10 protein-coding genes are annotated in these 11,534 nt (G+C 65.6%); 6 read left to right on the forward strand and 4 right to left on the reverse strand.

What is annotated here, in order from left to right:
* From H8B02_RS39335 to H8B02_RS39350, 4 genes are all read left to right on the forward strand, one after another.
* A partial coding sequence (locus tag H8B02_RS39335) for a CpaE/TadZ family protein (protein ID WP_229171097.1) occupies positions 1-842 on the forward strand: 842 nt, incomplete at its 5' end.
* A 24-nt stretch (positions 843-866) separates the two neighbouring features.
* Positions 867-2,330: a TadA family conjugal transfer-associated ATPase gene (locus tag H8B02_RS39340; RefSeq protein ID WP_229171098.1), complete on the forward strand. Its 1,464-nt coding sequence runs from the start codon at positions 867-869 to the stop codon at positions 2,328-2,330.
* An 11-nt stretch (positions 2,331-2,341) separates the two neighbouring features.
* Positions 2,342-3,319: a type II secretion system F family protein gene (locus tag H8B02_RS39345; RefSeq protein WP_229171099.1), complete on the forward strand. Its 978-nt coding sequence runs from the start codon at positions 2,342-2,344 to the stop codon at positions 3,317-3,319.
* A 9-nt stretch (positions 3,320-3,328) separates the two neighbouring features.
* A complete protein-coding gene (locus tag H8B02_RS39350) occupies positions 3,329-4,303 on the forward strand; it encodes a type II secretion system F family protein (protein WP_229171100.1) in 975 nt (324 codons plus the stop codon).
* Between the two features lie 169 nt (positions 4,304-4,472).
* On the opposite strand, the gene H8B02_RS39355 is transcribed toward H8B02_RS39350, so the two are convergent.
* Positions 4,473-5,270 carry a tetratricopeptide repeat protein gene (locus H8B02_RS39355; protein ID WP_229171101.1) on the reverse strand — a complete coding sequence of 266 codons (798 nt, stop codon included), beginning with the start codon at positions 5,268-5,270 and terminating at the stop codon, positions 4,473-4,475.
* Between the two features lie 207 nt (positions 5,271-5,477).
* On the opposite strand from H8B02_RS39355, the gene H8B02_RS39360 reads away from it, so the two are divergent.
* Positions 5,478-6,857: a leucyl aminopeptidase family protein gene (locus H8B02_RS39360; RefSeq protein ID WP_229171102.1), complete on the forward strand. Its 1,380-nt coding sequence runs from the start codon at positions 5,478-5,480 to the stop codon at positions 6,855-6,857.
* Positions 6,850-7,692 (forward strand): NlpC/P60 family protein, encoded by an 843-nt coding sequence (locus H8B02_RS39365; protein WP_229171103.1) that lies wholly within the window; start codon positions 6,850-6,852, stop codon positions 7,690-7,692. The genes H8B02_RS39360 and H8B02_RS39365 overlap by 8 nt, the downstream gene beginning before the upstream one ends.
* Before the next feature lie 101 nt (positions 7,693-7,793).
* Here the strand turns inward: H8B02_RS39365 and H8B02_RS39370 are convergent, their stop codons facing one another.
* The 3 genes from H8B02_RS39370 to H8B02_RS39380 form a co-directional block, all read right to left on the reverse strand.
* The gene (locus H8B02_RS39370; protein ID WP_229171104.1) at positions 7,794-9,419 is read right to left on the reverse strand and encodes an ABC transporter ATP-binding protein; all 1,626 of its coding nucleotides are present in this window, start codon (positions 9,417-9,419) and stop codon (positions 7,794-7,796) included.
* Between the two features lie 3 nt (positions 9,420-9,422).
* Complete coding sequence (locus H8B02_RS39375; protein ID WP_229171105.1) at positions 9,423-10,607, reverse strand: ABC transporter permease; 1,185 nt, start codon at positions 10,605-10,607, stop codon at positions 9,423-9,425.
* Positions 10,607-11,534 (reverse strand): microcin C ABC transporter permease YejB (locus H8B02_RS39380; protein ID WP_229171106.1); only part of this gene is annotated, 928 nt, incomplete at its 5' end. The genes H8B02_RS39380 and H8B02_RS39375, both read right to left, overlap by 1 nt.

An 11,534-nucleotide genomic window follows, 5' to 3' on the forward strand; every position in this document is an offset into this window, starting at 1 on the left:
TGCGCGCGGTCTGCAACCTGTTCTCGGCGCCGGAAGCCAAGGCGGTCGGCCGCGTCGTCGCCGTCGTCGGCGCGAAGGGCGGCGTCGGCGCCTCGACGATCGCCCACAATATCGCCTGGGCGATCGCCCGCGATCTGGCGCTCGATTCCGTGGTGGCCGATCTCGACCTTGCCTTCGGCACCGCTGGCCTCAACTACAACCAGGACCCGGCGCAAGGCATCGCGGATGCCGTGTTCTCGCCGGACCGCGTCGATACCGCCTTCGTCGACCGCCTGCTGTCGAAATGCACCGACCATCTGAGCCTGCTGGCGGCGCCGGCCACGCTCGACAAGGTCTACGATTTCGGCGCCGAAGCGTTCGATGCGATCTTCGACACGCTACGCACCACGATGCCCTGCATCGTGCTCGACGTGCCGCACCAATGGTCCGGCTGGACCAAGCGCGCGCTGATCGCGGCCGACGATATCCTGATCGTGGCGGCGCCCGACCTCGCCAACCTGCGCAACGCCAAGAACATGTTCGACCTGCTGAAAGCGTCGCGGCCGAACGACCGCGCGCCGCTGTACTGCCTGAACCAGGTCGGCGTGCCGAAGCGTCCGGAGATCGCGGCGGGCGAATTCGCCAAGGCGATCGAAAGCCCGCCGATCGCCGCCATCCCGTTCGATCCGCAGATCTTCGGTTCGGCCGCCAACAACGGCCAGATGATCGCGGAAATCTCCGCCAGTCACCGCGCAGTCGAGATGTTTCTGCAGATGGCGCAGCGCCTGACAGACCGCGGCGAAACCAAGAAGCCGAGGGGGTCCTTCCTGTCGCCCCTGCTCGAAAAGCTGCGGTCCAAATAGTGGCCCGCGTGGAGTAAAGACGTCGTGTTTGGTAAGCGTAGCGGAAACGATGGGGATATGCGGGCACCCAAGCCCGCTTTTCAGACGCCGGAGCCTGCCGGATCGTCGCCGATGGCGCGCGAGTCCGCCGCCCCGACGATATCGTCGCCGCCGCTGGCCCCTGCCAAGCCACCGCCCGCTCCCGCCGTCGAAGCCCGCCGCTCGGACAACTACTACCAGGTCAAGGCGACGATCTTCGGCGCGCTGATCGAGGCGATCGACCTTGCCCAGCTCGCCAAGCTCGACAGCGAGTCGGCGCGCGAGGAAATCCGCGACATCGTCAACGAGATCATCGCGATCAAGAACATCGTGATGTCGATCGCCGAGCAGGAAGAACTGCTCGACGACATCTGCAACGACGTGCTCGGTTACGGACCGCTGGAGCCGCTATTGTCGCGCGACGACATCGCCGACATCATGGTCAACGGCGCCGGCACCGTGTTCATCGAAGTCGCCGGCAAGATCCAGCGCACCGGCATCCGCTTTCGCGACAACCAGCAGCTGCTCAACATCTGCCAGCGCATCGTCAGCCAGGTCGGCCGGCGCGTCGACGAATCCTCGCCGATCTGCGACGCCCGCCTCGCTGACGGCTCGCGCGTCAACGCCATCGTGCCGCCGCTGGCGATCGACGGGCCCGCGCTCACCATCCGCAAATTCAAGAAGGACAAGCTGACGCTGGACCAGCTCGTCAAGTTCGGCGCGATCACGCCGGACGGGGCGACCATCCTGCAGATCATCGGCCGCGTCCGCTGCAACGTGATCATCTCGGGCGGTACCGGTTCGGGCAAGACTACACTGCTGAACTGCCTGACCAACTATATCGAGCACGACGAACGCATCATCACCTGCGAAGACGCCGCCGAACTTCAGCTGCAGCAGCCGCATGTGGTGCGGCTGGAAACCCGGCCGCCGAACATCGAGGGCGAGGGCCAGGTCACGATGCGCGAACTGGTCCGCAACTGCCTGCGTATGCGCCCCGAGCGCATCATCGTCGGCGAAGTCCGCGGACCCGAGGCGTTCGATCTGTTGCAGGCGATGAACACCGGCCATGACGGCTCGATGGGCACGCTGCACGCCAACAATCCCCGCGAAGCGCTGTCGCGCTGCGAATCGATGATCACCATGGGCGGCTTCTCGCTTCCCTCGCGCACCATTCGCGAGATGATCTGCGCCTCGGTCGACATCATCGTGCAGGCCGCGCGCCTGCGCGACGGTTCGCGCCGCATCACCCACATCACCGAGGTGATGGGTATGGAAGGCGATACCATCATCACCCAGGACATCTTCCTCTACGACGTGGTCGGGGAAGATGCCAACGGCAAGATCATCGGCAAGCACCGCTCGACCGGCATCGGCAGGCCGCGCTTCTGGGAGCGTGCGCGCTACTACAATGAAGAGAAGCGGCTTGCGGCGGCGTTGGATGCCTCCGACTCGCCGGCGCCGGTCTAGGGGAACGCAGGATGCAGACGCAAACCCTTGCCCTGGCCTTCCTCGCCGCCACCACCGTGGGCGGCATCGCCTGGGTCTTCCTCTATCCCTACCTCTCGGGGGAAAAGAAGGCCGAGTCGCGCCGCGCATCGGTGGCGCGCAGCGAACCGTCGACGACGCGAAGTACCGACCGCACGCAGCGCTCCCGCCGCGAGCAGGTCGAAGGATCGCTCAAGGAGCTCGAGGCGCGTCGGCAGAAGGACAAGAAAGTCCCGCTCGGCGTGCGCATCTCGCAGGCCGGACTGGAGTGGTCCGAACAGAAATTCTGGATGATCTCCGGCGCCCTCGGCCTGTTCGGGTTCGGCGCGGCATTCATGGTCGGCGGAGGCCTGCTCGGCGCAGCCGGCATCGGCTTTGCCATGGGTCTCGGCCTGCCGCGCTGGCTGCTCGGCTTCCTGAAGAAGCGGCGGGAAAAAGCCTTTTTGAAAGCGCTGCCCGACGCCGTCGACGTCATCGTGCGCGGCATCAAGGCCGGCCTGCCGCTGTTCGAATCGCTCAAGGCGGTCGTCAACGACGCATCTGAGCCGCTGCGCAGCGAGTTCCTTGCGATCATCGAGACCCAGGCGATCGGCATGCCACTCGGCGAGGCCTGCGCCCGGCTCTACGAACGCATGCCGCTGCCGGAAGCGAACTTCTTCGGCATCGTGATTGCGATCCAGCAGAAGTCCGGCGGCAATCTGTCGGAAGCGCTCGGCAACCTGTCGCGGGTGCTGCGCGACCGCAAGAAGATGGCCGAGAAGATCCAGGCGATGTCGATGGAAGCGAAAGCCTCGGCCGCCATCATCGGCTCGCTGCCGCCGATCGTGATGATCCTCGTGTTCCTCACGACGCCGGACTACATCGCCCTGCTGTGGACGAACTCGATGGGCCAGCTCATGCTGGTTGCCTGCGTCGTCTGGATGTCGATGGGCGTGCTGGTGATGAAGAAGATGATCAACTTCGATTTCTGACGGTGCAGCATGATTGATATTCTGGTCGCCAAGCTCCACGACGTCAGGTTCATGACCATGCTGCTTGCCTTCATCGCGGCAAGCGCGACGGTCTACACGCTGGTGATGCCGCTGCTCGCCGGCGGCGACCTCAACAAACGCATGAAGGCCGTCGCCAGCGAGCGCGAGCGTCTCCGGCAGCGTGAGCGCGAGCGCCTTGCCAAGACGGAGAAGGTGGCGCTGCGGCAGACCCCGAAGCAGGTCGTCTCCCGGGTGGTGGACGATCTCAACCTCACGAAATGGCTCGCCCAGGAAGCGGCGCTCGAGAAGCTCGTGATGGCGGGCTATCGCGGCCACGCCCCCTACGTCACCTTCCTGTTCGCCCGCGCGGTGACGCCGATCGTGCTGCTGCTCGGCGCCATCGTCTATACGTTCTTCATCGCGGGCGCGAACTGGTCGCTCACGCTCAAGATCGGCATTTGCGTCGCCGCGGCCTATGCCGGCCTTCAGGCGCCGATGCTGTTCCTGAAGAATGCGATCTCCAAGCGCCAGCTCCAGATCAAGCGCGCCTTCCCCGATTCGCTCGACCTGCTGCTGATCTGCATCGAGTCGGGCATGTCGGTCGAGGTCGCGTTCCGCAAGGTGGCCAACGAGATCGTCGGACAGTCGATCGCGCTGTCGGAAGAGTTCGCGCTGACGACCGCGGAACTGTCCTATTTGCAGGACCGCAAGTCCGCTTACGAGAACCTGGCGCGCCGCACCGGGCTCGAAGGCGTGAAATCGGTGTGCATGGCCTTGCAGCAATCCGAACGCTACGGCACGCCGCTCGGGCAGAGCCTGCGGGTGATGGCGCAGGAAAACCGCGACATGCGCATGAACGAGGCTGAGAAGAAGGCGGCGGCGCTGCCGCCCAAGCTGACCGTGCCGATGATCCTGTTCTTCCTGCCCTGCCTGTTCATCGTGATCCTCGGGCCGTCCTACATCAAGATCGCAACGATGCATTGAGCGGCGCGCTGCGCCAGCTGCCTTCCCCTTCCCCCTGAAAGGGGGAAGGTCGGGATGGGGGTCAGCCGCAACGACGCTTCATGTGGAGAGAGCGCATCCCCACCCGCTTTGCTCTCGCGAGCAAAGCGACCTCCCCTTTCAAGGGGAGGTTTGGGTCTGTGGTGTTGGCTTAGTCGTCCTTGGCGACGACGGGCGCGGCGCGCGAGGAAATCCGCGGGCCGTCCTGCCGTTTCAGCATGTCGCGGAGATAGGCGACATTGGCCGCCGCCTCATCCGCCGGCAGGTCGGCCTTGACGATGGTCTCGGCCTCCGCGAAGCGGCCCTGCAGGCCGACGACCAGCGCAAGGTTCTGCCGGATGCGGGTATCGGCGCGGGCACTGGCATAGGCCTTGCGCAGCGTCTCTTCCGCCTTCGGCAATTCCTTGGTCAGCATGTAGGACAGGCCGAGATTGGACAGCACCGATGGCTCGTCCGGGGCCAGTCGAAGGGAACTGGCGTAATAGCGCCGCGCTTCCTCGTGCCGGTTCAATTTGTCGAGCGTGGTGCCCTGCACCGACAGGATCCGCCAGTCCGGATTGTCCGGACTGTGCGCGCGGCTCAGCACGTCGAATGCGGCTTGCGAATTGCCGTTGTCGGCGAGCGCGCGGCCATAGGCGGCGAGCAGCGGCTTGCTGCCGGGGCTGGCGAGTGTGGCCTGCTCCAGCACAGCGCAGGCCTGCGAACGCTGTCCGGTCAAGCGCAACGCCTGACCGTAAGCGATGGCGGCGTCGACATCCTTGGGATTCTTGCGGTAGCGCTCGCCATAAACCTCGAGATTGCGGCGCGGATCGTCCGGCGCCGGATCGGACCGGGACGCGATCGATCCGGTGACGTCGGACATGGTCTGGCAACCGCCAAGCCCGGCGGCCAGGACCGCCACGAGGGCTGCGGAAGCGAGATGCCGGGTCAAAATGGACTGTCGACGCATGGCACTGTGACTCACGAAATCGGGCGTATGGATCGAGCCGAGCGTGCCAGCAATAGACTGTTAACCCTAACGTCTGGTTAACTGGCGGCGCTGGCAACCGGCTCACCGGTTCCAATCCTGCACGTCGCGTGAACCGCTGGCGCGCTACCATCCAGCGCGAAAGGCGTGTTAGTCACCAGCAACGACGCCAGAACAGCCGAGAGCCGCATGCCATCCGTGTTCGAAACCGCACCCACGACCGCCGTCACGCCGATCACCTTCGTCACCAAGGCGACATGGGACGCGATCCGCAGCGAGTTGCCGGCGCCGGCGCGCCGGTTCGCAGAGGCCAATGACTTTGCGGCCAAGCCCGGCAAGGCCCTCGCCCTGCCGGCCGCCGATGGCGGCATCGCGCAGGTGCTGTTCGGCCTCGAGGATGCAGACCACAAGGCACGCGATCCGTTCCGTGCCGGCGCCCTGCCCGGCCTGCTGCCGCCGGGCGTCTACCGCTTTGCCAATGCGCCGCATGACACGCGGCTTGCCGCGCTCGCCTTCGCGCTCGGCTGCTACCGCTTCGGCCGCTATCGCAAAAACAAGGTCCCCGAGGTCCGCCTGGTGCCGCCCGACGGCCTCGACGCCGCCGAGATCGCGCGGATGGCGGGCGCCGCGGCGCTGGCGCGCGATCTCATCAACACGCCGTCCAACGACATGGGCCCGGCCGAGCTCGCGGAAGTCGCGCGCGACCTCGCAACGCGATTCGGCGCCGCCTTCAATTGCATCGATGGCGACGAGCTCGCACAGAACTTCCCGCTGATCCACGCCGTCGGCATGGCCTCGACACGCGCGCCGCGGCTGATCGATCTGAGCTGGGGCGATCCGGCCCATCCCAAGGTGACGCTGGTCGGCAAAGGCGTCTGCTTCGACACCGGCGGGCTCGACCTCAAGCCGTCGAGCGGCATGCTGATCATGAAGAAGGACATGGGCGGCGCCGCCAACGTGCTGGCGCTGGCGCAGATGGTGATGGACGCGAAGCTGAAAGTGCGGCTGCGCGTGCTGATCCCGGCGGTCGAGAACGCGGTTGCCGGCAACGCGTTCCGCCCGCTAGACATCTTCAAGTCGCGCAAGGGCATCACCGTCGAGATCGGCAACACCGACGCCGAGGGGCGGCTGGTGCTCGCCGACGCGCTGGCGCTGGCCGACGAGGAGACGCCGGATCTGCTGGTCGATCTGGGCACGCTGACCGGCGCAGCGCGCGTGGCGCTGGGCCCGGATCTGCCGCCGTTCTACACCAATGACGAGGCGCTCGCCGGCGACGTCGCAGCTCACGCAAACAGCGAGAACGACCCGTTGTGGCGGCTGCCGCTGTGGCCGGCCTACGATGCCTGGCTCGACTCCAAGACCGCCGACATCACCAACGCGCCGTCGGGCGGTTTCGCCGGCTCGATCACCTGCGCGCTGTTCCTGCAGCGCTTCGTCGAGCACGCCAGAAGCTGGCTGCATGTCGACGTCTATGGCTGGACGCCGTCGGCAAAGCCTGGCCGCCCCGAAGGCGGCGAGTGCCAGGCCGCGCGCGCGATCTACAAATTGTTGAGCCAGCGCTATGCATGATCCTCGTTTGACGCCGGCCCGCGCCGACCTCGCCGCGAAATATCTCGAGGGCAAGGTGAAGGCCGCGCGCTTCGTCGACGGCGAGACGCTCGAGGTCAGTGACGCCATCGCGCCACTGCGCCAGGCGCCGAAGGCCGACGCCGAACAGATGACGCAGGCGCTCCGAGGCGAACGTGTCACGGTTTACGACCGCAACGGCGAAGGCTGGGCCTGGGGCCAGCTCGCCGATGACGGCTGTGTCGGCTGGATTGCGGAGGCCGCGCTGACGACACCCGGCACGGTACCGACGCACAAGGTGACGGCGCTGCGCACGCTGGCGTTTCCGGGACCGTCGATCAAGCTGCCGCCGGTCGAGGCGCTGGCGATGGGGACCAGGCTCGCAATCGCTCGCGAGGACGGCCCCTTCGCGGTGACCCGCGAGGGCTGGCATCTGCCGCGCCAGCATCTCGCCTCTCTCGACACGATGGCGCAGGATTTCGTCGCAATCGCCGAGCAGTTCGTCGGCTCGCCCTATCTCTGGGGCGGCAAGTCGAGCCTCGGCATCGATTGCTCCGGCCTGGTGCAGATCGCGCTGACCGCCGCCGGCACCGGCTGCCCGCGCGACAGCGATATGCAGCAGGACGGGCTCGGCCGCGAATTGACCGCAGCGGAATCGAGACATCTGCAGCGCGGCGACCTGATCTTCTGGAAGGGCCATGTCGCCATCGTGCGCGATGCGACGACGATCGTGCACGCCAACGCGCATCACATGACAACGGTGGTGGAGAACACACACGCCGCCATCGCGCGCATCAAGGCTGCCGGCAGCGACGTCCTGGTAATTAAGCGGCTTTGAGCCGATCTCGTAGGATGGGTAGAGCGCAGCGAAACCCATCAAGCTGCAACCGTGCGAAGACATGATGGGTTTCGCTTCGCTCTACCCATCCTACGGATCTCTTACGTCGCCACCGTCCCCTCGCCGGGCGCTTCGATGCGGAACGCGGCGGCGAACAGCGCGCGGGTGTAGTCGCTCTTCGGATTCTTGAACAGCTCGGAGGCCGGCCCCTCCTCCTCGACCTTGCCGGATTTCATCACGATCAGATGGCTCGCGAGCGAGGCCACCACGCGCAGATCGTGCGAGATGAACATGTAGGTGAGGTCGCGCTTGCGCTGCAGGTCGCGCAACAGATCGACCATCTGGGCCTGCAGCAGCATGTCGAGCGCACTGGTCGGCTCGTCCAGCACGACGAAGTTCGGCTCCAGCACGACTGCGCGCGCGATCGAGATGCGCTGGCGCTGGCCACCGGAGAATTCGTGCGGATAGCGGAAGCGCCAGTCCGGATCGAGCCCGACATCTTTCAAAGCCTTGATCACCCGCGCCTCGCGCTCCTCGCGCGACAGCTGCTTCTGGTGCACCTCGAGCCCCTCGGCGATGATGTCGGCCACCGACATGCGCGGGCTGAGCGAGCCGAACGGGTCCTGGAACACGATCTGCATGTCGCGGCGGAACGGCAGCATCTGCTTGAAGCGCAGGCCCTGAATGTCCTTGCCGAGGAACACGATCGGGCCATCGGACGAAATCAGCCGGAGCAGCGCGAGCCCGAGCGTGGTCTTGCCGGAGCCGGATTCGCCGACGACGCCGAGCGTCTCGCCCTTGCGCACCGCAAGGCTGACGCCATCGACGGCCTTGATGTGGCCGACGGTCGAGCGCATCAGCCCGCGCTTGATCGGAAACCAGACCTTGAGATTGTCCGCCGACATCACGACCGGCGCGTCCGGCTGCGGCGGCGCCGGATCGGGCTTCGGCTCGGCCGCCAGCAGCGCCTTCGTATAGACGTGCTTCGGCGCGATGAAGACCTGCTCGACCGGGCCCTGTTCGACGATCTTGCCGTTGTTCATCACGCAGACGGTGTCGGCGATGCGGCGGACGATGCCGAGGTCGTGGGTGATGAACAACAGGCTCATGCCGAGCCGCGCGCGGATCTCGGCCAGCAAGGCGAGGATCTGCGCCTGCACCGTGACGTCGAGCGCCGTGGTCGGTTCGTCCGCGATCAGCAGATCGGGCTCGTTGGCAAGCGCCATCGCGATCATCACGCGCTGGCGCTGGCCGCCGGACAGTTGATGCGGATAGCTCTTGAGCCGCGTCTCCGGCTCGGGGATGCCGACCTGGCCGAGCAACTCCAGCGTCCGCGCCCGCGCCGCCGCACCGCTGATGCCGCTGTGCAGCGACAGGATCTCGCCAATTTGGGATTCGATGGTGTGGAGCGGATTGAGCGAGGTCATCGGCTCCTGGAAGATGATCGAGATGTCGTTGCCACGAATCCCGCGCATCTCGCGTTCCGACGATCCCAGGAGATCGCGGCCCTTGAAACGGATCGCCCCGGAGGGATGTGACGCCGCCGGATAGGGCAGCAGCCTCAATACAGACAGCGCGCTGACCGATTTTCCCGAGCCGGACTCGCCGACCAGCGCCGTGCATTCGCCGCGCTTGATCGAGAAAGAGACGCGATCGACCGCAAGCGAGCGGCCGAAGGCGACGGAGAGGTCGCTGACGTCGAGCAGGGGCTGGTTGGTCGCGTCCATGCGTTAGCCCTTCGAGAACGTCTTGCGCGGATCGAAGGCGTCGCGCGCGGCTTCGCCGATGAAGATCAGGAGCGACAGCATGATCGCGACCGAGAAGAAGCCGGTGAGACCGAGCCACGGCGCCTGCACATTGGCCTTGCCCTGCGACAGCAATTCACCGAGCGAGGGCGAACCGGGCGGCAGGCCGAAGCCGAGGAAATCCAGCGCCGTCAGCGTCATCACCGAGGACGAGACGATGAAGGGCAGGAACGTCATGGTCGCGACCATCGCGTTCGGCAGCAGGTGGCGGAACATGATCACGCGGTTGGAGACGCCGAGCGCACGCGCCGCCTGGATGTATTCGAAGTTGCGGCCGCGCAGGAATTCGGCCCGGACCAGGCCGACCAGCGAGACCCATGAGAACAGCAGCAGGATGCCGAGCAGGATGAAGAAGCCCGGCGGCAGCACCGCCGAGATGATCAGCAGCAGATAGAGCGAGGGGATCGCGGTCCATATCTCGATGAATCGCTGGAAGCCGAGATCGATCCAGCCGCCGAAATAACCTTGCACGCCGCCGGCGGCGATACCGATGATCGAGGACAGGATGGTCAGCGTCAGGCCGAACAGCACCGAAATGCGGAAGCCGTAGATCAACCGGGCCACGACGTCGCGGCCCTGATCGTCGGTGCCGAGCCAGTTGTATTCGAGGTCGCGGCAGCCGGTCAGGCCCTTCCGCTTCACCACGTCCGCGCACTGCTTTTCGGTCAGGAGCCAGGTCGGCTTCGACGGCACCGCCGTCGGCGGATCGAGGTTGCGGCTGTCGTAGGAGTAGCGGATCGGCGGCCAGATCATGCTGCCGCCCTTGGCGGCGATCTGCTTCTGCAGATAGGGATCGCGATAGTCGGCCGCCGTCTCGAAGTCGCCGCCGAAGGTGGTCTCGGCATAGGTGAACACCACCGGCCAGTAGAGACGGCCGTCATATTTGACGACCAGCGGCTTGTCGTTGGCAATGAAATTGGCGAACAGCGACAGCACGAACAGCACGAGGAATATCCAGAACGACCAGTAGCCGCGGCGGTTCGCCTTGAAGTTCTGCCAGCGCCGCTTGTTCAGCGGCGACGGCGCGAAGGCGTGGCGGGTGGCGGGCACCGCCTCGCCCATCGGCGATTGCGTCGTGGTCTCGACCGGCTGGGGCGCGAGCATCGTCATCAGACCTCCCGCGCCTCGAAGTCGATCCGCGGATCGATCCACATGTAAGCGAGATCGGAGATCAGATTGACCACAAGTCCGACCAGCGAGAAGATGAACAGCGTTCCGAACACCACCGGGTAGTCGCGGTTCAGGACGCTCTCGAAGCCGAGCAGGCCTAGCCCGTCGAGCGAGAAGATGGTCTCGATCAGCAGCGAGCCCGAGAAGAACGCGTGGATGAACGCGCCCGGGAAGCCCGCGATCACGATCAGCATGGCGTTGCGGAAGATGTGGCCATACAGCACCTGACGCTCGCTGCAACCCTTGGCGCGCGCGGTCATCACATATTGCTTGCGGATCTCGTCGAGGAACGAGTTCTTGGTCAGCAACGTCATGGTGGCGAAGGCGCCGAGCGCCATCGACACCAGCGGCAACGTGAGATGCCAGAAATAGTCGATGATCTTCCAGTACCAGGGAAATTGCGACCAGCCATCCGAGGTCAGGCCGCGCAACGGGAAGATATTGAGGAACGAGCCGCCGGCGAACAGCACGATCAGCAGGATCGCAAACAGGAAGCCCGGGATCGCAAAGCCGATGATGATCACGGCCGAGGTCCAGGTGTCGAACCGCGAGCCGTCCTTCACTGCCTTGCGGATGCCGAGCGGGATCGAGATCAGATAGGTCAGCAGCGTCATCCAGATTCCGAGCGACATCGAGACCGGCAGCTTCTCCTTGATCAGCTGCAGCACGCTGACACTGCGGAAATAGCTATCGCCGAAGTCGAACCGCGCGAAATTCCAGACCATCAGCGCGAACCGCTCCGGCGCCGGCTTGTCGAAGCCGAACTGCACCTCGAGCTTCTTGATGAAATCAGGATCGAGCCCCTGCGCGCCGCGATATTTCGAGTTGACGGCGCCGGCCGCCCCCGCGCCCTGGCCGCGCTGCGCG

It is taken from the genome of Bradyrhizobium altum (genome assembly GCF_020889705.1).
In the GTDB taxonomy this organism is placed as follows: domain Bacteria; phylum Pseudomonadota; class Alphaproteobacteria; order Rhizobiales; family Xanthobacteraceae; genus Bradyrhizobium; species Bradyrhizobium altum.

Coding starts and splice junctions, on each gene's coding strand:
- H8B02_RS39345 (WP_229171099.1), top strand. CDS start 2,342: ATGCAGACGCAAACCCTTGCCCTGGCCTTCCTCGCCGCCACCACCGTG.
- H8B02_RS39350 (WP_229171100.1), top strand. CDS start 3,329: ATGATTGATATTCTGGTCGCCAAGCTCCACGACGTCAGGTTCATGACC.
- H8B02_RS39355 (WP_229171101.1), bottom strand. CDS start 5,270: ATGCGTCGACAGTCCATTTTGACCCGGCATCTCGCTTCCGCAGCCCTC.
- H8B02_RS39360 (WP_229171102.1), top strand. CDS start 5,478: ATGCCATCCGTGTTCGAAACCGCACCCACGACCGCCGTCACGCCGATC.
- H8B02_RS39365 (WP_229171103.1), top strand. CDS start 6,850: ATGCATGATCCTCGTTTGACGCCGGCCCGCGCCGACCTCGCCGCGAAA.
- H8B02_RS39370 (WP_229171104.1), bottom strand. CDS start 9,419: ATGGACGCGACCAACCAGCCCCTGCTCGACGTCAGCGACCTCTCCGTC.
- H8B02_RS39375 (WP_229171105.1), bottom strand. CDS start 10,607: ATGACGATGCTCGCGCCCCAGCCGGTCGAGACCACGACGCAATCGCCG.